We start from the raw sequence: 25174 nt of genomic DNA on the forward strand, positions 1-25174 counted from the left end.
GCCCCAGAACCGGCGAGCCATCTTCCCGATGTGCTATGGGCCGGCCTTCAAATCCAGACGCTACGCCAAGGCGTTGCGGCGCCTGACCATCCGCCACAAGCGTACCCGGCCCTACACGCTGAAATCCAACGGCAAGGCCGAGCGCTTCGTCCAGACGTCCTTGCGCGAATGGGCTTACGCCCGCGCCGACGACACCTCGGAGCAGCGCGGCGCGGAACTGTCCGCCTTCCTGTTCCGCTACAACTGGAAGCGCCCGCACGGCAGCATCAACGGCAAAACACCAATCAGCCGCCTCGGCTTGGCCGAGGACAACCTATTGAGCATCCACACCTAGAGCGGCATCCGATCAGGCTGCCTCGTAGCCCGCAGCAGTAAGATAGGCTTGTCACTCCGTCGGCACGAAGCGGTCCAGGCTCTGCCGTATGGCTTCCCAGAGATCTGGGATGGTCCGCGCCGCAGCGCTACGCATGAGGCCCTTCAGCTTCGCGAAGGCCAGCTCGATTTATGGTGTGGATGGCTCCTGCTCCTGGCGGTGCCTCGGGGCATAGTCGGGATGTTGTCGCCTCAAGCTGAGGAGCCATCCATGTCCGAGCTTGCCACGGTCGGTATCGGCCTCGCGAAGAGCGTTTTCCAGATCCATGGTGTCGATGAGGACGTTCGGCCTGGAGGCGGGACCGCTCTCGCCGTGGCTCTACGCCGGCTTGGTCGAGGTCGAGCTGCCGGCGATCTGCGTCGAGACCCGTCACATGCACACCGCCCTCTCGGCGCGCATCAACAAGACCGACCGCAACAACACCCTGGGCATCGCGCAGATGATGCGGGTCGGGCTGTTCAAGCCGGTCCACGTCAAGACGCCGGCCAGCCAGCAGCGCCGCCTACTCCTGACCTCGCGCAAGCTCCTGCAGCGCAAGGCCTACGACATCGAGAGCGACCTGCGCGGCCAGCTGCGCAACTTCGGCCTCAAGGTCGGCGTCGTCGGGGCGGTGGGCTTCGAGCAGCGCGTGCGCGACCTCGTGCTCGATCTGCCCTTCGTCGCCGCCGTGGTCCTGCCGCTGCTGGAGGCGCGCGCGGCGCTTCGGACTCAACTCGCCAAGCTGCACAAGATGCTGCTGGAGCAGGTTCGCACCGACCCAGTCTGCCGGCGATTGATGACCGCGGCCGGAGTGGGGCCGGTCGTGGCGCTGACCTACCGCACCTGCGTCGACAACCCGGCCCGGTTTGGACGTTCGCAGTGCGTCGGGGCGCATTACGGTCTGACGCCGCGGCTCTACCAGTCCGGCGAGACGATGCGGGTCGGGCGGATCTCGAAGTGCGGGGATCGGATGATGCGCGCCGCGCTCTACGAGGCCGCGCTCGTGCTGCTGACCGGCTCACGCGGCCGGTGGTCAGGGCTGAAGGTGTGGGGGGCGTAGCCAAGCGCCGGGGCATGCAGAAGGCCCTCGTGGCCGTTGCCCGCAAGCTGGCGATCGTGTTGCACCGCATGTGGCGCGACGGGACGGACGTCCGCTGGTCGGCCACGACAGCGGCCTGAGGTCCACCGACGCCACCAAGTAACATCGAGCTCCTCCGGCGTGGAGGAGGTCCCTGCGGGGACGACGGGAGCGGGTGAGACCGAGGAAACTCGAGCGCCGGTTTTGCCGAGCGCGCGGCTTGAGAATAGCTCCACCCACTCCCTCTGATCCCATCATGAGGCGGCACGCGCCGACCTCGGAGAGAAGCAAGAACTCCGCAGGACCGTTCACGCACTGGATAGGGATGAGCACGCAGGGGAGTTGACCGATGAACCCCGAATAGAGAAGAAGTTTCCCCGTACCGCCTCCTGCAGGATGAGCTTGTCGAGCATCAGGTCTGCAATCGCCTTCCTGAGCCGCTGGTTCTCCGTCTCCAGGTCCTTCATGCGCCGGACCTGATCCGTCTTCATTTCGCCGAACTCACGACGCCAGCGGTAGTAGGTAACCGCGCTCGCGCCGATCGCTCGGATTGCTTCCGCCACGCTCGTACCTTGGCCGATCAGCACGTCGGCTTGGCGCAGCTTCGCAACAATCTCCTCGGGCTTGGGTCGCTTCCTCGACATCAATCCGTCCTCCTGGATCGAAAGCCATACTAAAGGGCAGAAAAGTCCGCTGGGGGCGGATCAGAGGCGCGGACGGCGGTCTTCAGCTCCATCGAAGCCTTCTACAACCCGCTCTGTCGCCACAGGGCAATCCCAGATCCAGGCGTAATTGGTTGTTGGCGCCGTGGTGCGGTGGCAGTTGGTCCGGATTGTCGAAGCGGACCAGCGCAATGCAGCCGTCCCAAAAGGCGCGGTTGCGCAGCCGCCTCGCGGTAGGGATCGGGCGGGAGGTCCGCCACCGACGATCAGACGTGTGGCGATCCGTCGTCATGCTGTCAGTTTCGCCGGATCACGGTAGGCCAGCAGCCGCAGCGCGTTGATGACGACCAAGAGCGTCGAACCTTCGTGAACTGCCACCGCCGGCCCGATTCCCACGCCCAGGATGGTCGCCGGCACGAGGAAGGCGACGACGCCGAGGCTCACGAAGACGTTCTGCCGGATGATGCTACGGGTATGGCGGCTCAGACCGACCGCGAATGGCAGATGGGCCAGATCATCGGCCATCAGAGCGACATCGGCTGTCTCCAGCGCAACGTCGGAGCCCGCCGCGCCCATGGCGATGCCGACTGTGGCGCTCGCCATGGCCGGCGCGTCGTTGACGCCATCACCTACCATCGCAACCTTATCCTCGCCGGCCAGCTTCTTGATCGCCGCGACCTTGTCCTCGGGCATCAGATCGCCCCAGGCCTCGTCGATGCCGACTTCGTTGGAGATTGCCTCCGCTACCTTCTGGTGGTCGCCGGAGATCATAATCATCCGCGACACGCCCATCCCGCGCAGGCGACGAAGCGCAATCTTGGCAGCCTCGCGCGGTGTGTCCATCAAGCCGATTGCACCCAGGTCGCGGTCGCCCATGCGGACCACCATCGTGGTGCGGCCGCTCTCGCGCAGACGGGCGATGGCATCTGTCGCCCTCTGTCCCAGCGCCGGGACGCCATCGGTCCCGAACATCTCGGCCTTGCCGATCCACACCGTATGGCCGTCGACCGTGGCGGTAACGCCTCGCCCGGTCAAGCTCTTCATGTCGGCTGCGACGGGAAGCGCACGGTCCTGCAAGCGTTCGCGGCCATCCTTGACGATCGCCTGTGCAAGTGGGTGATCACTTAGATCCTCCACGGCAACGGCGAGTGCAAGCAACTCGCCCTCGTCCGTGCCGTCGACGGGCACGACATCGGTGATGCGCGGCCGTCCTTCGGTCAATGTCCCCGTCTTGTCGAAGGCGATTGCCTTGAGCGAGCCAAGATGCTCCAGCGGCGCCCCGCCCTTTACCAGCACACCGCTACGCGCGGCACGCGCGACGCCCGAAAGCACCGCGCTCGGGGTCGCGATCGCAAGCGCACACGGGCTCGCCGCCACCAAGACTGCCATCGCGCGATAGAAGCTGTTGCGGAACGGCTCGTCGACGACGATCCATGCGAACAGCAGTAGCACCGAGAGAACCAGGATGGCCGGCACGAAGACTCGCTCGAAGCGATCAGTGAAGCGCTGCGTTGGCGACTTCTGTGTCTCCGCCTCGCTCACCATCTTCACAACCTTGGCAAGCGCGCTCTCGTTCGAGCGGCGCGTCACCTCGATCTCGATTGCGCCCCCGCCGTTGATAGTGCCGGCGAAAACTCGGCTTTCCGCCTCGACCGCATCGGGCTCAGCGCGCGCCGCGACCGCATCGGCGACAGGCACCTTGTCGACAGGAATGCTTTCACCGGTGACCGGCGCTTGGTTGATCGCGCTCGACCCTTTGATGACGAAGCCATCGGCGGGGAGTCGCTCATTCGGGCGTATGATCGCAACATCGCCGACCACCAACTGCTCGACCGGGATCTCGCTCGTCTGTCCGTCGCGCCGCACGGTCGCGGTCTCGGGTGCCAGCTTCGCCAGAGCCTCGATCGCCTGCTTGGCGCGACCCATCGCGTAATGCTCGAGCGCATGGCCGAGGCTGAACAGAAACAGCAGCAGCGCGCCCTCGGCCCACGCTCCCAGCGCCGCCGCACCGGCCGCCGCTACCAGCATCAGCGTGTCGATTTCGAACTTCTTCAGGCGAAGGTTGTCGATCGCCTCACGTAACGTGAAGAAGCCGCCGAAGAAGTAGGCGGCGACATAGCTCCCGGTCGGCAACCATTTCGGCGCGCCCGTGACCAGATTATCGATGAGATAGCCGATGCCAAGCATCGCGCCGCAGACGAGCGCAAAGATCAGCTCGGTATTCGGACCAAGAAAGTTCGCATGGGAATGGTCGTGACCGTCCCCCAGGTCATGCTTCTCCTCGCCATCCGCGTGCCCGCCCGAGCCATGATCGTGGCCAGCATGGTCATCGGGCGCGATCCGCTTGCCAAGGCCGACCTTGAGCTTGCGAAGCGTCGCACGGATCTCGGCTTCCGTTGTCTGCTCGCGGTTGTATTCGATGCGGATCGTACCGCCGGGGGTGGCACCGACCTGCACTACGCCAGCAAGTGCATATAGCGCCTCGCTGACTGTGCGGGCACGGCGTTCATGGTTGATGCCCGAAACCTGCCAGATGGTATGGCCGTAGCGCTCGGTGATCTCGGCGCCGGCCGCTCGCACCATCTCGCGCAGTCGCGGCAGCGGTAGCTTGGCCGCATCGAAATGGATGCACAGCCTTACCGGCATCTGTGCATCGTTGATGACATGCACCCGATCGACACCACCCTTCGCCGAGAGCGTCGAGACGAGGCGGTCCAGGCAGGCATCGGCTGCATCGGGGAGGTCGGGCAGCAGGATGGGTATATCGAGTTCGAGCTTGTCGTTCATGACGACCTCCTTTCGCTTTTTTTGGTTTCGGCGCGCGTCGCGCAGAATCTTGATGTTGCCCTTGATGGCGATGATTACGATTGCGAACCCACTAGCAGGTCCACCAATTGGTTCCCAACCAGTGCGCCCGTCGAGGCTTTCTGAGACCTTTCCAATCAACCGAAAAAATGGAAAACGCCATGCACTTCCCCTTGCGCCCCGCTGCCCCCGCGGTAGCCCTCGCCGCCAGCCCGAACGGCGGCCAGCCGATGGTCGCTGATGGTTATCTCATCGAGTTCGTTGCGACCGATACCGGCATCACGTTCTTCGTGACTAGCGAGGATGGTAAGCTGGCCAAGATGGCTGGCCTCTCGGCAAGGTCTTCGTCCAGGTCGGCAGCAAGACGGAGACGCTTACTTAGAGCCCGGCGGCGCCGAACAAGCTCGTTGCCAACCTCAAGGCCCCTTTTGCAACGGGCGCGAAGGTTGGGCTGTCCACGAAACTACATGGGCACAACATCCAGGTCCGCTTCGAGAAGCCGTAGGGCTAGGGGCAGGGCGACCGCGCGGTTCCATCCCGCTGCAGACCGCCCGGACCCGACGGTTCCGTGTCATGCGAAGTGGCCCAGAAGCACCAGCAAGCCAAGGAGCAGGAAGACTAGCGCCAGCACCTTGACGAGGTCGCGGCCCGCCCGCCTTCTGACGTGCAGGCGAGCACGCCGCCTGCCACGCGGCTGGGCTCCCCAGTCATTGATTTGCCGGGCCAGCTTCTTGCTTACCATGGCTACGCCACCTCAGACGGAAAGGTGTGCAGCTTCCGTGGCGAGCGCCTCGTCCTCGACCTGGAGGGTGACGTGCTCGATGCCGTGCCGCTCCTTCATCAGGGCGCGGACCGCGCGGATCACCCCTGGGCCTGCCGCGACGTCGTCGACCACCACGTGCCCGCTCATCGCGTCGAAGCCCGACGTCAACGTCCAGGCATGCAGGTCATAGGCGCGGCGCACCCCCGGCATCGCCTCGATCTCGGTCTTCAGGGTGGCGAGGTCCACGCCGGGAGGCGTGCCCTCCAGCAGGATGTGCAGGGCTTCGCTCAGCAGTCGCCAGGTACGGGGTACGATGAAAAGGCCTATGCCGGCGCCGATGAGAGGATCGACCCAGGTCCAGCCCGTGCCCATCACCACGAGGGCCGCGAGGATGACACCGACCGAGCCCAGCATGTCCGAGAAGACTTCGAAATAGGCTCCCTTGACGTTCAGGCTCTCGGAAGAGCCGCCCGACAGCAGCTTCATGCTGGCGAGGTTCACGCCCAGTCCGACCAGCGCCACCAGCATCATCGGCCAGCCGAGGATCTCGGTCGGCTCCACGAAGCGCCGGTAGGCCTCGTAGAGGATGTAGGCGGTGACCCCGAGCAGCACGACGGCGTTGGCGAGCGCCGCCAGGATCTCGAAGCGCATGTACCCGAAGCTCTTGCTCGCCGTCGGCGCAATGGCCGCGTAGTGAATGGCGAGCAACGCCAGGGCGAGGCCGCCCGCATCGGTCACCATGTGCGCGGCATCCGCCAGGAGCGCGAGGCTGCCGGTGAGCAGTCCGCCGACGACCTCGGCGAGCATGTAGGTCAATGTCAGCACGAGCGCCCAGGCGAGGCGTCCCTTGTTGCGGGCCGCCGCCGAGCCCGAGGGAATGCCGCCGCCATGCGAATGTCCATGGCCGCCACCGTGCGCGTGTCCGTGTCCCATATGCCGATCCCAGGTTTGCGATGATGTTTCCGACCGAAGGTCTCAGGGCAGGTTGGTGCCGATCAGTTCGGCCACGTGCGCGCCCGCCGGATGCCCGGCTTCGACGCGATGGGTCCTGGAACAGGCCGGGTAATCGGGACCGAACGTCGTCATGACCAGTTCGCGCCTTCCGTCCGCCGTCTCGCGGCTTGCCAGCAGCGCCTGCCCGTCGCGCCAGAGTTCCGTATCCGCCGTGGGTCCGGGCTCGGGTTCGCCGTAGCGGCGAACCCCCTCGTCGTGGATGGCCCGCCGCGCCCTCGCGAGGTCGTCACCCGAAAGTGGCACGCCGACCCACACCACCTGTTGCAAACCCTCGGTCCGACAGATCACCAGGATGACCTCGGCCGTCCCGGCTCCCGTGGCCGGCCGCCAGCCCCGCGGGTAGTACAGGGCCGTCAGGTTCGCCTCACGATCGACCTTCAGCGGACGGGGCACTTCGGAGAGCGGTCCCCACGCGAAGCCGAACGGTGCTTCGCCCGCATCGGCGGCAATGGCGGGCGCGACCGTTAAGGCCGCCGCGTGAAGGACGCGCAGGTGCCACTTCAACAATCGGTTCCCCATCGGACCCGGTTTCTAGGACGCGGGTCCACGCAGTCGGTGGTTGAGGGCGCGAACGGCTTCCGAATAATCCGTGGCCGGATTGGCCGCGCAGTACGCACGCAGGAAGTCCGCCTGTGCGGCCAGGGGCATGGACGGCGGAGCGAGGTCCAAGCCTTCGTCGACCCCGTCCGGCGCCCGGATCAAGGCACCGCACATGAACCCCTGCGCCCACGCGAAGTAGTCGCGCTCCGCGGCCGGATGCGCCGCGGCATCCGCGCCGAACCGGGCGCAGGAGACGGCCCCAATGCCGACGATCTTGGCCGGCCCGGCCTGGGCGGCCAGGATCAAGCCGGACCAGACGAGCACGTTCGACAGGACCCTTCCCATCGACGCTACTCCGCTGCCTTGAGCTGCCGGGAGGCCGCTGGCACCGGGTCGGCCGCCTCCGCGGTCTCGACCCTGCCGAAGCGCGCGTACAGGGCCGGAAGCACGACCAACGTCAGCAGGGTCGCACTGATCAGGCCGCCGATGACCACGGTCGCGAGCGGCCGCTGGATCTCGGCGCCGGTCTCCGTGGCGATGGCCATCGGCACGAAGCCGAGCGAGGCCACGAGCGCCGTCATCGCAACCGGCCGCAGCCGGGTCATGGCGCCTTCGAGGATGGCCTCGCGCTTGGGCCGCCCTTCGGCGACGAGTTGCTTGATGAAGGTGAGCATGACGAGCCCGTTCAGCACCGCCACACCCGAGAGCGCGATGAACCCGACCGCCGCCGGCACCGAGATGGGCATGCCCCGCAGCCACAGCGCCGCGATGCCGCCGGTCAGGGCCAGGGGGACCGCGCTGAACACGAGCAGGGCGTCCCGGGGCGAGCCTAGCGCCGAGTAGAGCAACAGGAAGATCAGGAAGAAGCAGACCGGCACCACGATCATGAGACGCTGCTTGGCCGAGGCGAGATTCTCGAACTGGCCACCCCAGGTGACGTAGTAGCCGGAGGGAAGCTGGACCTGGGTGGCGACCTTTCCTTGCGCCTCCGCCACCAGCGAGCCAATGTCGCGGCCGCGCACGTTGGCGGTGACCACGACCCGGCGCTTGCCGTTCTCGCGGCTGATCTGGTTCGGACCCTCGGTCACCGAGAACGACGCCACCTGCTTGAGCAGCACCGAACTCGCGCGACCGCCGGGGCCGGGCGGCAGGGGCACCGGGATGTTCTCCAGGGCCTCGCGGTCCTCGCGCACCTTGTCGTTCAGGCGCACGACGATGGGGAAGCGCCGGTCGCCCTCGAACACCACGCCCGCATCCTTGCCGCCGATGGCCGCACCCACGACGTCCTGGATGGCGCCGATGCTGAGCCCGTAGCGGGCGGCCTCGGCCTTGTTGATCTTGATCTCCAGGAACGGCAGGCCGGCGGTCTGCTCGACCTTGACGTCCTCCGCCCCGGTGATGCCGCGCAGCACCTGGGCGACCTGGTTCGCCGCCTTGAGCATCGGCTCGAACTCCTCGCCGAACACCTTCACGGCGAGGTCGCCGCGGGTGCCGGCCAGGAGCTCGTTGAAGCGCAGCTGGATCGGCTGGGAGAACTCGTAGACGTTGCCGGCAAGCTCGCCGACCGCCTTCTCGATCTGCTCCTGCAGGTCCGCCTTGGACAGGCTCGGGTCGGGCCATTCCTCCTGAGGCTTCAGGATGACGAAGGTGTCCGACGAGTTCGGCGGCATCGGGTCCGAGGCGACCTCCGCCGTGCCGGTCTTCGAGAAGACGTAAGCCACCTGAGGGAACTTCGACACGGCCTGCTCGACCTTCAACTGCATCGCCTGCGACTGGGTCAGCGAGGTCGAGGGGATGCGGGTCGCGTTCAGCGCGATGCTCTTCTCGTCGAGTTGCGGGATGAACTCGGTGCCCAGGCGCGTGGACAGGATTCCCGCACCGACGAGAAGCAGGAGCGCCCCGGCGACGAAGGCGACGGGCGCGCGAACAGCAGAGGCCAGCACCGGCCGGTAGGCGGCCTTGAGCGCCCGGATGATGAGGTTGTCCTCCTCGGTGACCTTGCCGCTGATCACGATGGAGATCAGGGCCGGCACGAACGTCAGCGACAGGACGAAGGCGGCCACGAGCGCGATGATGACGGTCAGGGCCATCGGCTCGAACATCTTGCCCTCGACCCCGGTGAAGGTCAGGAGCGGCACGTAGACGAGGATGATGATGGCCTGTCCGTAGAGCGACGGCTTGATCATCTCCTCCGCCGAGGCCCGCACCGTCTGCAGGCGCTCCTCGGTGGCGAGGGCCCGCCCGAGCTCGTGCTGCTTCTCGGCGAGGTGCCGCAGGGCGTTCTCGGTGATGATGACCGCCCCGTCGACGATGAGGCCGAAGTCGAGGGCGCCCAGACTCATCAGGTTGGCCGAGATCTTGGCCTCGACCATCCCGGTCATGGTCATCAGCATGGCGACCGGGATGACGAGCGCCGTGATGATGGCCGCGCGGATGTTGCCGAGCAGCAGGAACAGGATGACGATGACGAGGGCGGCGCCCTCGGACAGGTTCTTGGCCACGGTCTTGATGGTGGCTTCGACGAGGCGGGTACGGTCGAGGACGGTCTGCACCTCGACCCCCGGCGGCAGCGACTTGCGGATCTGCTCCATGCGCGCGTCGACCGCGGCGGCGACCTTACGGCTGTTGTCCCCGATCAACATCAGGGCCGTGCCGATCACGACCTCCTGGCCGTTCTCGCTGCCGGAGCCGGTGCGCAGGTCCTTGCCGATGCGGACCTCGGCGATGTCCCGGATGCGCACCGGGACGCCGGCACGGGTGGCGACGACCACGTCGCCGATCTCGTCCATGCTCTCCAGGCGCCCGGCAGCGCGAACGACGTAGCCCTCGCCGTTGTCCTCCAGGTAGCGCGCGCCCTGGTTGGCGTTGTTCGTCTCCAGGGCGCGGGCGACGTCGCCGAAGGACAGGTCGCGGGCGGCGAGCTTCGTCGGGTCCGGCTGGACGTGGTACTGCTTCTCGAAGCCGCCGATGCCGTCGATGCCGGCGACCCCCGGGACCGTCTTGATCTGGGGGCGGATGATCCAGTCCTGGACCGTGCGCAGGTAGGCGGTCTGTTCCAGTTCCGTCGTGAGGCCCTGACCTTCCGGCGTCAGGTAGCTGCCGTCCGGCTGCCAACCGGGCTTGCCCGCGGCCGAGACCTTGCGCTCGCCCGGCTTCGCGTAGTGGATCGACCACATGTAGATCTCGCCCAGGCCCGTCGAGATCGGGCCCATGGCGGGCTCTGCGCCGGGCGGGAGGTCCTGCTTCACCTGCGAGAGGCGTTCGGCGACCTGCTGGCGCGCGAAGTAGATGTCGAGCTTCTCCGCGAAGACGGCGGTGACCTGCGAGAAGCCGTTGCGCGAGAGCGAGCGGGTGTACTCAAGCCCCTTGATGCCGGCGAGCGCGGTCTCGACCGGGTAGGTGACCTGCTTCTCGATGTCGACGGGCGAGAGCGAGGGCGCAGTCGTGTTGATCTGGACCTGGTTGTTGGTGATGTCTGGGACGGCGTCGATGGGTAGCTTGGTCACCGCATAGCCGCCGAACCCTGCCGCCAGCAGCGACAGCAGCAGCACGAGCCAGCGCTGGTGGACCGAGAAGTCGAGGATCTTCGAAATCATGTCCCGCGCCCTCAATGCGCGTGGTCGGCTTCGCTCTTTCCGAGCTCGGCCTTGAGGAGGAAGGTGTTGCCGACGGCGATGGCCTCGCCGGGCTTGAGACCCGAGGCGACCTCGTAGGCGTCGTCGTCGGAGCGCCCGAGTTCGACCTCACGCTTCTCGAAACCCTCGTCCGTACGGACGAAGACGACGCGCTTGCCCTCGACGGTCTGGAGGGCCCCCTTGGGCACGCTCACCGGAACGGCATCCCGCGAGATCTCGACCTCGGCGGTGACGTAGGTTCCCGGACGCCAAGCCATGTCCTTGTTGGGCAGGGCGACGATGACCTTGGCGGCACGCGTGTCGGCGGTGAGGAAAGGACTGACGAAGACGACCTTGCCCTTCTCGTGCTGCTCGCCGCCCTCCTGGCCCGGCGCGACCGTCACGGTGGCGCCCTCCTTGACCTTGGCGAGTTCCGAGGTCGGAACGGCGAGTTCGATCCAGACCGTCGAGAGGTCGGCGACGGTGTAGAGATCGGAGGGGTCGCCTTCCTTGCCAACCGCGGTGCCGACGTCGACCTTACGCTCGACGATGCGCCCCGACATCGGCGAGCGCAGTTCGTACTGGCGCAGGCTCGACAGGTTCGGGGTGGTCTCGTCGCGCTTGGCCAGCTTGGCGACCGCCGCCGCGTCGAGACCGAGCGCCGACAGCTTCTGACGCGCCAGGTCCTGACGAAGCGTCGCCTCGGAATAGACGGCCTTGGCGTTCAGGAAGGCGCTCTCGGCCGAGATCCGCTTGTCCCAGAGCGCCTGCTGCCGCTCGAAGTTGGTCTTCTCCAGGTCGGCCTTCACCGAGGCGGTCAGGTACTCGCTCTTGGCGTCCGCGACCTCGCGGCTGTCGAGGACGGCGACGACCTCGTCCTTCTTGACGGCATCGCCGAGGCGCTTGCGCATCTCGGCGACGGTGCCGACGACCCGGGCCGGAACGCGCGCGATCCGGTCGGTGTCGGGCGTGATCGTGCCGGGCACCAGGATGTGGCGGGACAGGGTACCGCCCTCGGCCTTGGCCACCTTGATGTCTTGGTTCTCGATCTGCTCGGCGGTCATCTTGACGTGCCCCTCCTCGCCCTCGGCTTCGGAGTGCTCGTGCTCGCCTTGGGCCTGCTCGGCCCTGGGCTTGGCCGACGGCTTGCCATGGGCGTGGCCATCACCCTCGGCATGGCCGGCATCGTCGGCCGGAGCCTCGGCAGATTTCGCGCTTGTGGGACCGTCGGCGAAGGTGAGGACGCTCGGGGGCAGGCCGACCGAGGTCAGCAGACCCTGGACGAAGCCGGAGACGGCGGGAACGCCAGCGCCCACGAGAACGCCGGCGGCCAGGATGAGGGCGGTCAGAAGGATGCGCATGATGCCTGCTCGGTCGTGCCGGGAGCCGATGAAGGCATGCCCGACAATCGCGGTCGGTAACGTGAGGAGATGGCCCGGGTCGCCAGGATCCGGATTCGGGACGCGCCACCTTTGCGGCGTCACCTCAGATGCGCGGCGGCCGTGGCAGGCGGTCGGGAGAGACCAAGGACACGATCTCGGACAACGTGGCGAAGGACGGACGCATGCCGTTCCGTGGCGTGGCACCGCCAGCGACGACCGCACTCAGGGCGACGTGGCAGCCGCAATCGACATGGCCGGTTGCCCCGGTATCGGAGGCCTGATCCACGCCGGAGGCCGTGTCCGTGACGAACGAGAGTTCGGTCTGGTCGTGGCCCGGATGGCCCTGATGATGGGAAAGATCCGACGCCAGCCCAGTGGTCGACATCGCGATGGCTAGCGCCAGGACGAGCGCGAGGGCAGCGGTTGCCCACCACCCCGTCATCACCTCAAAGGTCCTATGGCGCTGCGCCGAACTCATCGCCATCCTTATGTGCGTTTCAGAGGCTATGTCGCAAGCTATGATCGCCTCCCGTGGTGAAGGCATTCCTGGCCGGAGACTGCATCAACGGTTGCTTCACACCCTGTTCAAAGTCGTCAATGGAACCTGTTGCGATCAGAAAAGGGACCTCCGACCATGAAAAGTCTCCTGATCGCCCTCATGACCGTCGCCGCCGCGTCGGCCCCCGTGGCCGCGTCGGCCCAATATTACGGCTACGGACCACCTCCCCACCATCACGAGGAGGTGCGCCGCTACCATCACGGCGACCACGACCACGTGGAGGTTCGTCGCCGTCATCACGACTACCGGGACGAGGACCACCACGGCTTTGAACGCCGCCATCACCACGACTTCGACGACTGAAGGTCCCGAAAAGACGGATCATGGTGGGCGCCCGCCCCAACTTGCGTCGAGGCGGGCGTTTCCACGATGCGTGAGGGGGCGGTCCCGCATCGTGAACCTTTGTCCATGCAAGGCGACGCCGCGAGCGCATAGCCGAGGCTCGCGGCCAGGAGCGCGAAGACGAAGAGCAGGGGCAGCAACCGCATCGCGCATCTCCCGCTCATCGTGTCACCCTGTGGGAAGCTTACTTCTTGCCGGGCTTGTCCTGGCTGTGCCCGTGCGCGTGGCCGTCGCCTTCGCGATGCGCGGGCTTGCCGTCCGGGCCTTTCTCCTGCGCCTCCCGCACCCGCGGATCGTCACGGTGGGCGGGTCCGCCGGAGACGCCACCCGTGTTCGGGACGCTGCGCTCCGGATTGGAGGCGTTGCCGTGCCCGTCGACCGCAAGGGCAGGCGCTGCGGCCCCGCCCAGCATCGCAGCGGTGAGAACGGCGGCAAGCGTACGCTTCATCGATCTGTCTCCCTTCCATCGGCCCCATGGCCGCTTGAGGAGTGGAGATAGCCGACCCGTTTGACTGCCGTTCGCCGCGTTCGTGACGAAGTGTGTCAGGCACGCGTGCCGACACACTTCGTCAAGGTCGAGCAAAGCCTCGGCCATGGGATCGACGTAGCCCTACCGGCTCCCCGCAGGACCGGACGCCGGGTCGAACGCGACCCCGGCGAGATTCGATGCGGCAGCGACAGGTGGCCAGGTGGACAAATCCTTCCCGTCGAGACCCGAGACCCGCGTGCCTCTGGCCGTCGCGCTGGCATTCCTGGCCGGTGCGGTCGACTCGATAGGCTTCCTGGAACACTCCCAACTGTTCATGTCGTTCATGAGCGGGAACACGACCCGGTTCGGCGTCGCGGCAAGTTCCTTCGATTGGTCGGGCGTCGCCAGGTTCGGCAGCACCATCGCGCTGTTCTGCTTCGGCGCGTTCGTCGGCACCCTCGTCGCGGCCTGGGCCGGGCGGTGGCGTCTTTCGGTCCTGCTCGGCGCGCAGGCCGTCCTGCTGTCCATCGGGAACCTTCTGCCAGAGGCCCCAGATGCGTTTCCTCTTCACGCCTATCCCGTCGTCCTTGCCCTCGGCATGCTGAATGCGACCCTGCAGGATGAGGCCGGGCGGAGCCTCGCCCTGACCTACGTCACCGGAACCGTCGTACGTTTCGGGACCGGTCTGGCGAACATGGTCCTGCACAAGCCCGCGCCGTCGTTCTGGCTACAGGCACCGCTTTGGGCGGGCCTGACACTTGGCGCCGTCGCCGGCGGCTTCATCCAGAAGGCCCTTGGACCCGATGCCTTCCTCGTTCCGGCGGCCCTCTCCGCGTCGTTGGCTGTCGCCGGCATCATCCTCACGGTGGCACTGCCCGGGAGCGGCTACGTCTCGAACGAGCGGTCGGCGCAGCCGGACGCACACCCCGACGCACCGGCGACCGCCCGGTAGGCGGCGTCTCGGCCAAGTCCCTTCGCCCTCGACAGGCGGATCTCGGCCCGCAGGCTGCCCTCTGGCCGGTTCGACAGGACGAGCGTGCCGCCGTCCGCCTCGACCGCGCGCCGGGCGATGGTCAGTCCGAGCCCCGTCCCGCCCGTGTTGCGGTTACGCGACCCCTCCAGCCTGGTGAAGGGCTGGAAGGCCCGGGCGACGTCCTCCGGCGCGATGCCGGGGCCGTCGTCGTCGATGCGCACCACCAGGGTCGCCTCTTCGATCTCGATGCCGACCCGGACCCGGATCCCGTAGCGCACACCGTTGTCGACAAGGTTCTCGACCGCGCGGCGGAAGGCAACGGGACGTACCGACGCCAGCGCCCGGCCGGGGCCGTCGTAGCCCACCTCGCGGCCCACGTCCGCGGAGGCGTCGGCGACGCTCATCAGCACGCTCGCCACGTTGACGACCTGCCGTGCTTCCGGGTCGGCTTCGCCACGCAGGTACGACAGCGTCGCGTCGATCATGGCCTGCATGTCGTCGAGGTCGGCAGCCATGGCACGGCGGTCCGCAAGGTCATCGACCTTGTCCAGGCGAAGACGGAGCCGGGCGATCGGCGTGCGCAGATCGTGCGAGACCGCCGCCAAAGCCTGCGTCCGTTCCGCGACGAGGCGGTGGATGCGCCCTTGCATCGCGTTCAGCGCCCGACCGATCCCCCGGGTCTCGTCCGGTCCGACCTCAGGCACGGACACGACCGTACCGTGCCCGATCCGGACGGTGGCGTGCGTCAGTTCCCTGAGCGGGCCGGCGATCCGGTGCACCAGCACGACGGCGGCGACGCCGACCAAGATGGCCATCGCGGTGGCGAGATACGCCCAGGGTGCAAGGTGGACCAAGTGAGGCGAATGGGCGGACCGGAAGGTCAGGAAGCTGCCGTCCGGTAGCGGGAAGGCGCCGCGCAGGTCCTGTTGGTGCAGCGGCTCGTCCGGCGCCGCCAGGGCGAGCGCCAGACCTGGGCCGAGCACGGGCTCGATCTCCAGGACGCGGTCGCGCAGACCGCGCAAGGCGGGGTCGGTCTTGCCGGTCTCGGCGGATGATCCCCGCTCCCAGCCTATCTCGAAATGACCCGACGAGAGGGCTTTTGCCTCGATGCCACGCTCCTCCGGCGGTCGCCGCAGTACCGCTTCCCGCGCCAAGCCGAGCTGTCGTGCCACCTCGTTGGCGAACGCCTCGTCGGCCGCCGCCGCCGCCGACTGACGGTACAGCAGCAACGCGCCCCCGTGGACCACGAGTACCGCCAGCAACAGCACGGCGACGGTGCGCCCCTCCAGGCTGCGGGCTAGATCGACCAGAAATTTCATGCCCGCTCAACCTTGGCGGTCATCATGTAGCCGGAGCCGCGAACCGTCTTGATCACGGGGAGCGTGCCTTCGGGCGGTTCGAGCTTGCGCCTGAGTCGGCTGACCAGGGTGTCGACGCTGCGGTCGGACGGGGCAGCGAGCCGTCCGCGGCTCATCTCCAGGATCTGCTCGCGGCCGAGCACGCGCCCGGGATGCTCCAAGAACACCATGAGAAGGTCGTGCTCGGCCCCCGAGAGGTCGACGGCTGCCCCCTCGGGATCGGTCAGCTGCCGGCTGCGCAAATCGAGCCGCCAACCGTCGAAGGTCAGAATCTGTGCCCTGGCCGCCCCGGTGGCAGTCGGCGCGATGGCGGTCCGGCGCAGCACCGCGCGGATGCGGGCCAGGAGTTCCGGCCGGCCGAACGGCTTGGCGACGTAGTCGTCGGCTCCGAGTTCGAGCCCGAGCACCCGGTCCGCCTCTTCGTTGCGGGCGGAGAGCATGATGACCGGCACGGTGCCTTTGGTTCGCAGCGCCCGCAGCAGGTCGAAGCCGGAGGCACCGGGCAGCATCACGTCGAGCAGAATGAGGTCGGCCGACGGTTCGGGCAGCAGCGACCACATCTCTGCGCCGCTCCGGCAACAGGTGACGCGATAGCCGTTTTCCCTCAGAATTCGTGTGACCAACACCCGCATGCCGTCGTCGTCTTCGATCAGGAGGATGTGCTCCTGTGCGCAGCCCGCTCCCAGTCTGTCATCGCGTTCCATCAGCCAACCGTTTCATTCATCGCCGCGAGGTCCATTACGAACACTTGGGTGCGTCCGGCGCTCCACGCCAAGAAGCTGCGGGAACTGGAGCTGCGCTCGGGCGAGCCGCCACGGCGTGGTCAGCGCGGAACGGCCTACGCCTACAACCTGACACGCGTCTGACAGGAGGAGCGGCGGCGTGTCGAGCAGGCGGAGGTCGCCTACCAACACCTGACTGAGGGCTGGAGCCGGCGTGGGCGGCGCGTACCCACGGGCGCCGCAAAGGAGGAGCGACTATGAAGACGGCGCGGCCGGGCTTGCACCTCGAACCTGGCTCTTCGTCACGCGGTCGCCCGTGGGCGGCAACAAAATAGCACAGATCGCAACAAGGGGACTGTTCAACTTCATCCGTCGTCCATGGACAGCGCGGCTTTTGTCAGGCGATGCTCGATCTTGGTCTGCTCGCAGGCCCCCTCAAACGAGTGCCAGCGGTAGATGCGCGGCCGGTCCCGGGTCGCCCAATAGGCGGCCTCCTTGTCCACCGTAAGATTGCCGGCCAACCGGATGCCATTACCTGTTAGCACCGTGTGGATCGTGTACGGCACGGCAGCGACCAGATCGTGTAGAAAGGCTGCTGCGATCCGTTGAGTGGCCTTTTCGTGCAGTTGAACGAAGGCAAACTTGCTTGTGCGGTCGATGGCCACGAATAGGCCTGGGTCCGAGGCAGAATGGGCCGACTGCGGCGAGCCCCTTGGGGGCAAGGGGGCAGGCGCGACGCAGACGGTTCGCTTGTTCCTTGCGACGGTGGCGCTCCTTACGGCGCTTGCGGCTGAAGATGTCGAACATAGTGGGGTCTTCGTTGAACCATTCACCGCCCTACATGCTCTCAGACTGCGCCCTCGTCCGGTCGCGCAGCTCAGGAGTGATCCATTGCGCAAAGCTATCTTCGTTATCGCCAGCCTGCTGCTGGCACCTGCGGCCTCAGCAGCACCGCTGGCCGTACCGTCGACATCTAATGCTGCCTCGTCCGTTGAAACCGTCCAGTATGGTCATGGCGGGCATGGACGGCCCCAGGGCTACCGTGGAGGTCGCCATGGTCGCGGGTTCGGAGGACACAGCCCGCGTCCGCGGTTCTACGGTCGCGGCGGGTATGGAGGCCGGCACTTGGGCGGCCCGGGCCGCGGGTTCCGCGGCGGGCATGGTCGCCAGTTCCACTGATGCGGTCGCAGACAGCGTCTTGATATCGGCATGACGCGTCGGGGGCTACGGTCCCCGACCACCCGTGTTGGTTTGGGGGCTCTAGATGTTTGGTCCCGCTGTGTGGTGGTACGACTGATGCTGCTTGGAGGTCGCGCTATGGGACAGGTTCTCCACCACACCACCACGACGACTGAGACGGTCCGTCGTGCAGTCCAAGCTCGTCAAGAGTGCGAACGCGAGCTTCCTTGTTCGCCTTGATCTTGCCGATGCGACCCATGCCGCCACAGTGCGGGCAAACTGGACCCTGCGGCCACAGCGTCTCCTCAAGCTAATCGAACGCGGCTTCTTCGCAGTGAAACTGAGGATGGCTGAGAACGGACATAGCTCGGGCTTCGACGATCAAGCTGTACCGCGAGAGCGCCGGGTTTGCAGCTACATAATCGCCGTTCCGAAAGCCGGGCTCCGCCCTTCGGAACGATGCTCTAGCTCGCACCTCGGCGGGTGAGCGCGCCCCGATGGAACCTCGCGATAGTGGCCGTTGGCAGTGGCCGGCGTCATCTGAGCCGCATTGTGGGCCGTTGCCGAGTGCCACGGGCCGATCAGGTCGTAGCCGCTCTCCGGCAAGGAACGGTGCGTTCGTCACAGACCTCGTCGGCGGTCGTCGTGATCCAAATCCGGTGGCGGCGTTCCGCGCTGTCGTTGATCTGCGTCATCGCGCTGGGGAACCGACGTGCATCATCTTCCTCAGCCGAAGCGGTGCCTTGGGCTCGGAAAACAGTGCCGCAAGACGACCATCACCGCGCACCGCCATCGGCCGAAGTGGACGAGTTCGAGGGCTACGTTGATCCGTGGCCCCTGTTCGGGGTGTGGATGGCGCAGGCCTGACTCTCGGAGTCGAATGACCCGCATGCCATGACACTCGCCACCGCGGGATGCGATGGGCTCCCAGACGCCCGTATCGTGTTGCTGAAGTCCTACGACGAGCGCGGACTTGTGTTCTTCACCAACGAGCGGTCCGCCAAGGGCATGCAGCTTGCCGAGAACGCGCAGGCCGCGGTCGTCCTCCACTGGGAAAGCCTGTGCCGGCAGGTCCGCGCCCGGGGCGCGGTCCAGCCGATCGATCCGGTAGAGTCGGATGCCTACTTTGCTCGTCGTCCGCGCGGGAGTCGGCTCGGGGCCGTCGCGAGCCGACAATCGGAGCCGCTCTCGGATCGTGAGACCCTGCTTCTCGAGGTCGATGCCGCGACCACGCGCTTCGAAGGCAGGCCGGTGCTTCGACCATCCCATTGGAGAGGCTTCCGCCTCGTTCCGGTCGCATTCGAATTCTGGCGAGGGGGAGGCTACCGCCTCCACGATCGCATCCGGTTCACGCGGTGCGATGCCGGCTGGACATCCGGACGCCTCTATCCCTGAGGTAGAGTGGGACACGCCACAACTCACCTCTTCGGTGAGATCTCGCCCAACGGAGCTCGGCCTCGCGCCTATCGACCGCGAGGACCGGCTCGCCGAGGCGCGAACCCACGAGGTTGTGGCAGCGGGCTCGGTCTACGTGCTGCACCGGCTCGATCCCGAACGTTCTCGCCGGCCCACTCTTGCGCGGGATGATTCGCGATCGTCGGATCAAGGCCGTGCTCCTGCGCGGCCGCTGGAGCACTCTCCGTCGAAGTGAATACCGGTTCGGCGCAGCAGAGCGCGTCAAATCAAGAACTGATACGGCTTCCGGTTGATCCCTTCGATGCCACTTCGTCATCACTTCGGCTTCGCCTTGCAAGGGCGCAGGAGAGTCCGAAGCAATCAACCGGATAGCGTATAAGGGCCGCGGACGATTCAAACGCGATCGGGAACGGCTCCAGCATGTTCCGACCGGGCGGTATGCCAGGAGCACCGATCCACCCGCGCCCATGGCTTGGCGGGTCAGCCGGCTAGATGGCGCAGAGCTGCCGTTCGACATCCGCTGCGACAGGCTGAACAGGAAGGTGGCGATCCGTTCCTTGGCCGATTTGCGCTCCAGCAGCATCATATGATCCTGCGCCCGCTCCAGACCGCGCATCACCGCCGCCACGACCTCGCGGGCCAGGACACCGTCGTCGCCGACCAAGCCTCGGAGCTCGCGCCGGTGATCGATCAGTCGCGTCGCGGTGACAACCTCCGCGCCGAATCGGTGCTCCTCGTCCGCCTCCAAGCCGAAGATGTCGTCCGGCAGGTGAACGGCGTCGATCTGACGAGGCCCGTCCGAAAGGAGCTTGTAGGTCCGGACCGCGCCGGAAACGACCTTGTAGAAACAGATCGCCCGGTCGCCCTCGGCGAAGATCTCCCCATCGGCCTCGTAGTTCCGACGTGCCCCACCGCAGGTCTCGGAATCGAGGCAGGCCGTCGAAACACGGTTCGACAGGGTCGCCGAGAGGACGGGGACGAGGCCGGCTGTGGCGAGGGAGGTCTACATGGGAGCCTCCGGGGGGGCGGAACGTGGCTCCATGGCAATGCCGTACCTGGCTGGGGTGAAATTCCGGTTCTTCTCTTAAGGGGCGCACCTAGGGGGAATTACGGAGGTACCCGACGGCTCTCAGGCGGACGGTGAGAGGGCGTCAATGATCCTGTCGGGGAGCGAGACGTCCTCGAACGGCTTCTCGACGAGGTACCGGAAGCCTGGACAGACAGCGCATCGCTACAGGTCGTAACGAAGGTCGAGCCGTGAATAGGATTGCGGGAAGCTCGACGTCGCAGTTGCGCAGGGGCCGATGCGTGGGCGCCGGACGAAGATCTCGCCTGAGCGCCTCGGCGCCCGGATGGACCGGTCGGTATCCGGACACCCCGACAAAGGTGCATGGGGGCGACCGTTGGACCCTCCGAGCTTGCCGACGCGTACCTGCTTGCAGGGGTCAGCGTCCGTCTTCGAGCTGCCCGGCAAGGAGAGCCGTCCGGACAAGGTCGGGCAGGCTGTCCGCCTGCAGCTTCGACATGACGTCGGCCCGGTAGATCTCGACAGTCCACGGGCTGATACCGAGATCGAGGCCGATCACTTTGTTCGCCTTGCCGGCAACCAGCCGATCCAGCACTTGGCGCTCGCGCTCGGAGAGCGCGGCCAGACGCGCTCGTGCTGCGTCGCGCTGAGTGGCGAGGTTCGCGCTCCGCTCCGCCTGGGCCAACGCCGACCTGACGCTGGCAAGCAGCACCTCGTCGTCGAACGGCTTCGCGATGAAATGGACGGCGCCCGCCCGCATGGCCTCCACCGCCAGGGGCACGTCCGCATGGCCCGTCATGACAATGACGGGCGGCATCGGCCCCTTCTGCCGGAGGCGACGCAGGAACTCGATGCCATCGACCTCGGGCATCCGAACGTCGGTGACGATGCATCCCCCAGGGCCTGTCACGGCGTCGAGGTAGGCATTCGCGGACTCGTGCACACGCACCGCCAGCCCATCGGCGGCGAGGAGGAAGGCCAGCGCCTGACGCACTGCCAAGTCGTCGTCCACGACATGCACGAGTGCGTCAGTGGGCATGCGCGAGCTCCTTTCGATCGAACGTGCGCAGAGTGAAGCGGAAGGTCGTCCCGCACGTGGGGCCAGGCTCGGCCAGGATCTTGCCGCCATGCGCCTCGACGATGGTGCGGCAGATCGATAGGCCGACACCCATGCCGTTGGCTTTCGTCGTCACGAAGGGCTGAAACAGCTGGGAGGCCACCTCGGGCGCGATGCCGCTGCCCGTATCGGCGACGCTCACCTCCACGAGACCGTCAACCGGCAGAGCTTTCGTCGCGACGACGAGCTCGCGATGGGGTGCCCCCTGCATGGCCTCGATGGCATTGCGGATGAGGTTGAGCAGCACCTGCTGCACCTGGATGCGATCGGCCAGCACCAGCGGGGCGTCCGGATCGAGATCGAAGCGTACGTGCACGCCCTTCTCCCTGGCTCCGACGAGGGCCAAAGCGCTCGCCTCCTCGATCAGCTTCGGCAGCCCCTCGATGTGCCGTTCGCTCTCACCGCGGGCGACAAACTCGCGCAGGTGCCGGATGACCTGTCCCGCCCGCAGCGCCTGCTGGGCGGCTCGGTTCACGGCGTCGGCGAGCAACGGCACTTCCGCCCCCTCCATGCGGCCGAGGATGCGCCGGCAGCCATTGAGATAGCTCGCGATCGCGGTAAGCGGCTGGTTGATCTCGTGAGCCAGCGTCGAGGCCATCTCGCCGAGCGCGGTGAAGCGGGACATGTGCACCAGCTCGGACTGAAGTTCCTGCAGGCGCGTCCCCGTGTTCCGCCGCTCGGTCAGGTCACGAATGAACCCGGTGAAATAGCGCTCGCCGCCGGAGCGCATCTCGCCGACCGAGAGCTCCATCGGGAAGGTCGATCCATCCTTGCGCCGGCCGACAACGACCCGACCAATGCCGATGATGCGCCGCTCCCCCGTCGTGAGGTAGCGGGCCATGTAGGCGTCGTGCTGGGTGCGGTAGGGCTCCGGCATGAGCAGGCTGACGTTGTGACCCTCCACCTCGTCCGGCGCGTAGCCGAACTGGCGCTCGGCGGCTGCGCTGAAGGACTTGATCCGGGCCTGCTCGTCGATGACGACCATGGCGTCGGGGATGGTCTCCAGGATCGAGCGCAGATGCGCCTCGCGGGCCCGCAACTCTTCGTCGGCCTGCCGCTGCTCGTGGATGCTGAAGATCACGCCCCGGTGACGGGACGATCGACCGTCCGGGCCGTCCTGCACCTGTCCGCGCGAGCGCAGCCACCGAATGCTTCCGTCGGGGTGCACCGCACGATAGTCGACCTCGTAGCTTCCGCCACGCTCCATCGCGTCCCGGATCGCGTCAGCCCTAGCCGCGCGGTCGTCCGGGTGCACGCAGTCTTGAATGGCGCCGAAGGTCGCCAAGCCGTTCGGCGGAACACCGAACAACTGGATACAGGTCGATGAGATCGTGACGCGGCCGGACGGCATATGCAGCGCCCAACTGCAGATGCCCGCCTCGTCGAGGGTCAGCCTGAGCTCCTCGGTGTGGACGTCTTCGTCGGCCCCCTGCCGGCGAGACGAGTCGTCAGGCTTCGTCATGAGCAGCGGAAGTCATGGGCAGCGGGATTCGTACAAATCCGTCATCCGGTGGTTTTTCGAGGCCATCTCCGACGCCGCCGCAGGGTTCGGGAGCGTTCGACGGGAGCGGGTGCAACCGCCATCCGTGCGGCCGCTGCGGCCCCTTTCCAACGCATCCCGCTTCGCAAGGCAACCTGTCTCGATCTATATCCGACCCGACGGCATCAGCCCGGCTTCTGTAGGCCACTGTTTCGATGGGCCATTTAAGGAACCGGCGACCACTTCGTCGTACCGCGCCCCAGCAACCGGCATCGGTTCGACCGAGAACGAGCTGCCGCGATGACCGTCGCTTGCCTGCGAGGCGGATGAGGCCAGGGCCGCGGCCCCGCCCCTGCATCGCCGGCTCCGGTTGGCTGGACGACTCCAGTCTGCGGTTCAGGCGGCGCGGCTGTGCACCGCGGCGCAGTTCCCGAGATGGGCGTCGAAGGCAGCGGCGACATTCCGGACGAACGGCCGGGCATCATCGGGAATGCTGAGGGTGGCTCCCTCGCGACGGACCAGACCATCGGCGACGAGCGTGGGCAGGCGTGACAGCGAAGCGAGTAGCGCATCCGGATCCCGGCCATGAGCGCCGCAGACCACGCCGACATCGACGGCGAAATCGCACATGATCCGCTCGATCAGCTCGGCGCGCAGGCGGTCGTCCGGGGTCAGACAATAGCCCTTCAGTGTGGCGAGGTCGCCGCGAGCGATGCGTTCGGCATAGGTGCGCAGCGCCGGCTCGTTCTGGACGTAGCCCTGGGGCAGCCGCCCGATGGCCGAGGCGCCGAGGCCGATCAGTACCTCGCTCGGGTCCGTCGTGTAGCCCTGGAAATTGCGACGCAGGGAGCCCCGGGCGCCGGCAACCGCGATGGGGTCGTCCGGCAAGGCGAAGTGATCGAGGCCGATCCGCTGATAGCCGGCTTCCGCGAGCACCTCGGCGATGGCCTCGAACTGGGCTTGGCGAGCGGCACCGTCCGGCAGGGTCGCCCCGTCGATGCGGCGCTGGTGCTTCTTGAAGGTGGGTACGTGGGCGTATCCGAACACCGCGAGGCGGTCGGGTCGCAGGCTCAGGCATTGCCGCACGGTGTCGATGCACGAGGCCTCCGTCTGATGAGGCAGGCCGTAGATCAGGTCGAGGTTGATCCGGCGAATCCCCGACGCCCTCAATCCGGCGACCGCCGCTTCGGTGACGTCGTAGCCCTGGCGGCGCCGGATCGCCTCCTGGACCACCGGATCGAAGCTCTGGACGCCGAGGCTCGCCCGCGGCACGCCGACCGCGCCAAGGGCACGGATCATCTCAGGCGTGAGGGTGCGGGGATCGATCTCGACGGCGATCTCGGCATCGGAATCCACTGGGAAGGTGTCGCGCAGAAGGTCGACGAGGTCGCGGAAGGCATCCGGCGCCACGATCGTCGGGGTGCCACCACCGAAATGGACGTGGCGGACTCGCGGCGGCGTCCCGAGATGGCCGGCGACGAGATCGATTTCGGCTCGCAGCATCCCGAGATACTCCGCGATGGGCGCGTCGTGCCGTGTGATGCTGGTGTGACAGCCGCAATACCAGCACATCGAGCGGCAGAAGGGCACGTGCAGGTAGAGCGAGGCGTTGGCCGCCGCAGGCAGCGTGCGCAGCCAGTCCGCGTAGGTCCCGGCGCCCACAGCAGGACCGAAATGCGGGCTGGACGGATAGCTCGTGTAACGGGGCAGACGCGCTTCAGCGTAGAGCGCCCTCAGATCCTCTCGCACGCGCCGTGCCTCCCCGCCATGCTCGTGGCCGCCTTGGTCACGTGCGGCGGCGATACGGGCCCTCGGCTCGCGCCGCCTTGATGTGGCTCAAGGCTGGCGGCGGGGCACGGGTCCGTGCGGGCCCTGGCATCCACCGCGGACGCGTGCCGGACGGCGATGCGTGGAACGCGGGGCCGTCTGACAGCGCGTCGGCGGTCGTCGGCCGGACGCGCACATCCCGGTCACGGGGCAGGAACGGCGCCGCTCGATGTTAGTCGAAGGCCCGCAGACTGGCGAGGGGTTCGGGGCCGATCAGAAGCGCGTGGCCCTGCAGGAGGATCCAGGCGTAGAGCAGTCCGGCCGCCGCTGCCGGCAGAGCCAGCCGGTGAAGCCCGTCGCCGCGGGCGCGTCCGCCGAGCAACCCGCGAAGGGAACGAACGACGTGTTCCGGCTCATGGCGTTCCAGCACGGTCGTCCGAGGCGCCGGCGCGCCTTGGTGTCGAGAAGAGGCATGCCGACGGCCGCGAAGGCGGCCATGGTGCCGAAGAAGGCGACGGACGCCAAGTCGCCGTTGGGCGGAACGTGGGCCAGGGC

18 protein-coding genes and 8 pseudogenes are annotated in these 25174 nt (G+C 67.0%); 6 read left to right on the forward strand and 20 right to left on the reverse strand.

Annotated elements, in window-relative coordinates; all coding sequences use genetic code 11:
• Window positions 1–94: 94 nt before the first annotated feature.
• Window positions 95–334, forward strand: a pseudogene (locus LPC10_RS00725) (integrase core domain-containing protein); the annotation flags it as partial.
• Between the two features lie 51 nt (window positions 335–385).
• Here the strand turns inward: LPC10_RS00725 and LPC10_RS00730 are convergent.
• Window positions 386–502, reverse strand: a pseudogene (locus tag LPC10_RS00730) (IS630 family transposase); the annotation flags it as partial.
• A gap of 157 nt (window positions 503–659) precedes the next feature.
• Between LPC10_RS00730 and LPC10_RS00735 the strand changes: the two are divergent.
• Window positions 660–1531: pseudogene (locus LPC10_RS00735) on the forward strand (IS110 family transposase); the annotation flags it as partial.
• A 261-nt stretch (window positions 1532–1792) separates the two neighbouring features.
• Here LPC10_RS00735 and LPC10_RS00740 read toward each other — a convergent pair.
• The 8 genes and pseudogenes from LPC10_RS00740 to LPC10_RS00775 form a co-directional block, all read right to left on the reverse strand.
• Window positions 1793–2074 (reverse strand): annotated as a pseudogene (locus LPC10_RS00740) (transposase); the annotation flags it as partial.
• 306 nt (window positions 2075–2380) lie between these two features.
• Entirely contained in the window at window positions 2381–4879 is a 2499-nt protein-coding gene (locus tag LPC10_RS00745) for a heavy metal translocating P-type ATPase (RefSeq protein WP_231345053.1), read from the reverse strand.
• A gap of 772 nt (window positions 4880–5651) precedes the next feature.
• Window positions 5652–6593, reverse strand: coding sequence for a cation diffusion facilitator family transporter (locus LPC10_RS00750; RefSeq protein WP_231345054.1), 942 nt, complete (start codon window positions 6591–6593; stop codon window positions 5652–5654).
• 42 nt (window positions 6594–6635) lie between these two features.
• Window positions 6636–7178 (reverse strand): threonyl-trna synthetase, encoded by a 543-nt coding sequence (locus LPC10_RS00755; protein WP_231345055.1) that lies wholly within the window; start codon window positions 7176–7178, stop codon window positions 6636–6638.
• Window positions 7179–7205: 27 nt separating this feature from the next.
• Window positions 7206–7559, reverse strand: coding sequence for a hypothetical protein (locus LPC10_RS00760; protein ID WP_231345056.1), 354 nt, complete (start codon window positions 7557–7559; stop codon window positions 7206–7208).
• Window positions 7560–7564: 5 nt separating this feature from the next.
• On the reverse strand, window positions 7565–10810 hold the full coding sequence (locus LPC10_RS00765) for an efflux RND transporter permease subunit (RefSeq protein ID WP_231345057.1): 3246 nt from the start codon (window positions 10808–10810) through the stop codon (window positions 7565–7567).
• An 11-nt stretch (window positions 10811–10821) separates the two neighbouring features.
• Window positions 10822–12189: an efflux RND transporter periplasmic adaptor subunit gene (locus LPC10_RS00770; RefSeq protein WP_063987971.1), complete on the reverse strand. Its 1368-nt coding sequence runs from the start codon at window positions 12187–12189 to the stop codon at window positions 10822–10824.
• Window positions 12190–12313: 124 nt separating this feature from the next.
• Entirely contained in the window at window positions 12314–12652 is a 339-nt protein-coding gene (locus LPC10_RS00775; RefSeq protein ID WP_231345058.1) for a hypothetical protein, read from the reverse strand.
• 192 nt (window positions 12653–12844) lie between these two features.
• Here LPC10_RS00775 and LPC10_RS00780 point away from each other — a divergent pair, with 192 nt between their 5' ends.
• Window positions 12845–13072: a hypothetical protein gene (locus tag LPC10_RS00780; RefSeq protein WP_063987973.1), complete on the forward strand. Its 228-nt coding sequence runs from the start codon at window positions 12845–12847 to the stop codon at window positions 13070–13072.
• Window positions 13073–13295: 223 nt separating this feature from the next.
• On the opposite strand, the gene LPC10_RS00785 is transcribed toward LPC10_RS00780, so the two are convergent.
• Window positions 13296–13559, reverse strand: coding sequence for a hypothetical protein (locus tag LPC10_RS00785; RefSeq protein ID WP_063987974.1), 264 nt, complete (start codon window positions 13557–13559; stop codon window positions 13296–13298).
• A 277-nt stretch (window positions 13560–13836) separates the two neighbouring features.
• Between LPC10_RS00785 and LPC10_RS00790 the strand changes: the two genes are divergently transcribed.
• Entirely contained in the window at window positions 13837–14532 is a 696-nt protein-coding gene (locus tag LPC10_RS00790) for a YoaK family protein (RefSeq protein WP_063987975.1), read from the forward strand.
• On the opposite strand, the gene LPC10_RS00795 is transcribed toward LPC10_RS00790, so the two are convergent.
• Together LPC10_RS00795 and LPC10_RS00800 are read right to left on the reverse strand one after the other, a co-directional pair.
• Window positions 14466–15872 carry an ATP-binding protein gene (locus LPC10_RS00795; protein WP_231345060.1) on the reverse strand — a complete coding sequence of 469 codons (1407 nt, stop codon included), beginning with the start codon at window positions 15870–15872 and terminating at the stop codon, window positions 14466–14468. The two genes, LPC10_RS00790 and LPC10_RS00795, sit on opposite strands and share 67 nt — an antisense overlap.
• Window positions 15869–16615: a response regulator transcription factor gene (locus tag LPC10_RS00800; protein WP_063987976.1), complete on the reverse strand. Its 747-nt coding sequence runs from the start codon at window positions 16613–16615 to the stop codon at window positions 15869–15871. The genes LPC10_RS00795 and LPC10_RS00800 overlap by 4 nt, the downstream gene beginning before the upstream one ends.
• A 42-nt stretch (window positions 16616–16657) precedes the next feature.
• Here LPC10_RS00800 and LPC10_RS00805 point away from each other — a divergent pair.
• Window positions 16658–16894 (forward strand): annotated as a pseudogene (locus LPC10_RS00805) (IS110 family transposase); the annotation flags it as partial.
• Between the two features lie 94 nt (window positions 16895–16988).
• Here LPC10_RS00805 and LPC10_RS00810 read toward each other — a convergent pair.
• Both LPC10_RS00810 and LPC10_RS00815 read right to left on the reverse strand, forming a co-directional pair.
• Window positions 16989–17304 (reverse strand): annotated as a pseudogene (locus LPC10_RS00810) (IS481 family transposase); the annotation flags it as partial.
• Window positions 17305–18038: 734 nt separating this feature from the next.
• Window positions 18039–18176: pseudogene (locus tag LPC10_RS00815) on the reverse strand (transposase); the annotation flags it as partial.
• Between the two features lie 530 nt (window positions 18177–18706).
• Between LPC10_RS00815 and pdxH the strand changes: the two are divergent.
• The gene (gene pdxH, locus LPC10_RS00820; RefSeq protein ID WP_370644621.1) at window positions 18707–19207 is read left to right on the forward strand and encodes a pyridoxamine 5'-phosphate oxidase; all 501 of its coding nucleotides are present in this window, start codon (window positions 18707–18709) and stop codon (window positions 19205–19207) included.
• Here pdxH and LPC10_RS00825 read toward each other — a convergent pair.
• From LPC10_RS00825 to LPC10_RS00850, 6 genes and pseudogenes are all read right to left on the reverse strand, one after another.
• Window positions 19161–20186, reverse strand: coding sequence for a cyclic nucleotide-binding domain-containing protein (locus tag LPC10_RS00825; RefSeq protein WP_345968810.1), 1026 nt, complete (start codon window positions 20184–20186; stop codon window positions 19161–19163). The two genes, pdxH and LPC10_RS00825, sit on opposite strands and share 47 nt — an antisense overlap.
• Window positions 20187–20673: 487 nt before the next feature.
• Entirely contained in the window at window positions 20674–21294 is a 621-nt protein-coding gene (fixJ, locus tag LPC10_RS00830; protein WP_063987978.1) for a response regulator FixJ, read from the reverse strand.
• Window positions 21284–22834, reverse strand: coding sequence for a PAS domain S-box protein (locus LPC10_RS00835; RefSeq protein ID WP_063987979.1), 1551 nt, complete (start codon window positions 22832–22834; stop codon window positions 21284–21286). Before LPC10_RS00835 ends, fixJ begins: the two co-directional genes overlap by 11 nt.
• 414 nt (window positions 22835–23248) lie before the next feature.
• Window positions 23249–24601, reverse strand: a complete 1353-nt coding sequence (hemN, locus tag LPC10_RS00840) for an oxygen-independent coproporphyrinogen III oxidase (protein ID WP_231345061.1) — start codon at window positions 24599–24601, stop codon at window positions 23249–23251.
• A 250-nt stretch (window positions 24602–24851) separates the two neighbouring features.
• Window positions 24852–25049 (reverse strand): hypothetical protein, encoded by a 198-nt coding sequence (locus LPC10_RS00845; RefSeq protein ID WP_231347150.1) that lies wholly within the window; start codon window positions 25047–25049, stop codon window positions 24852–24854.
• 2 nt (window positions 25050–25051) lie between these two features.
• Window positions 25052–25144, reverse strand: a pseudogene (locus tag LPC10_RS00850) (NnrU family protein); the annotation flags it as partial.
• Window positions 25145–25174 lie beyond the last annotated feature (30 nt).

Source organism: Methylorubrum sp. B1-46, assembly GCF_021117295.1.
Lineage (GTDB): Bacteria > Pseudomonadota > Alphaproteobacteria > Rhizobiales > Beijerinckiaceae > Methylobacterium.

What these genes read in the sequence shown, in the direction of transcription:
- fixJ (WP_063987978.1), bottom strand. Translation starts at nt 21,294, where the DNA reads ATGCCCACTGACGCACTCGTGCATGTCGTGGACGACGACTTGGCAGTG.
- LPC10_RS00785 (WP_063987974.1), bottom strand. Translation starts at nt 13,559, where the DNA reads ATGAAGCGTACGCTTGCCGCCGTTCTCACCGCTGCGATGCTGGGCGGG.
- LPC10_RS00795 (WP_231345060.1), bottom strand. Translation starts at nt 15,872, where the DNA reads ATGAAATTTCTGGTCGATCTAGCCCGCAGCCTGGAGGGGCGCACCGTC.
- LPC10_RS00770 (WP_063987971.1), bottom strand. Translation starts at nt 12,189, where the DNA reads ATGCGCATCCTTCTGACCGCCCTCATCCTGGCCGCCGGCGTTCTCGTG.
- LPC10_RS00800 (WP_063987976.1), bottom strand. Translation starts at nt 16,615, where the DNA reads ATGGAACGCGATGACAGACTGGGAGCGGGCTGCGCACAGGAGCACATC.
- LPC10_RS00775 (WP_231345058.1), bottom strand. Translation starts at nt 12,652, where the DNA reads ATGACGGGGTGGTGGGCAACCGCTGCCCTCGCGCTCGTCCTGGCGCTA.
- LPC10_RS00765 (WP_231345057.1), bottom strand. Translation starts at nt 10,810, where the DNA reads ATGATTTCGAAGATCCTCGACTTCTCGGTCCACCAGCGCTGGCTCGTG.
- LPC10_RS00835 (WP_063987979.1), bottom strand. Translation starts at nt 22,834, where the DNA reads ATGACGAAGCCTGACGACTCGTCTCGCCGGCAGGGGGCCGACGAAGAC.
- LPC10_RS00780 (WP_063987973.1), top strand. Translation starts at nt 12,845, where the DNA reads ATGAAAAGTCTCCTGATCGCCCTCATGACCGTCGCCGCCGCGTCGGCC.
- LPC10_RS00760 (WP_231345056.1), bottom strand. Translation starts at nt 7,559, where the DNA reads ATGGGAAGGGTCCTGTCGAACGTGCTCGTCTGGTCCGGCTTGATCCTG.
- LPC10_RS00745 (WP_231345053.1), bottom strand. Translation starts at nt 4,879, where the DNA reads ATGAACGACAAGCTCGAACTCGATATACCCATCCTGCTGCCCGACCTC.
- pdxH (WP_370644621.1), top strand. Translation starts at nt 18,707, where the DNA reads ATGACACTCGCCACCGCGGGATGCGATGGGCTCCCAGACGCCCGTATC.
- LPC10_RS00750 (WP_231345054.1), bottom strand. Translation starts at nt 6,593, where the DNA reads ATGGGACACGGACACGCGCACGGTGGCGGCCATGGACATTCGCATGGC.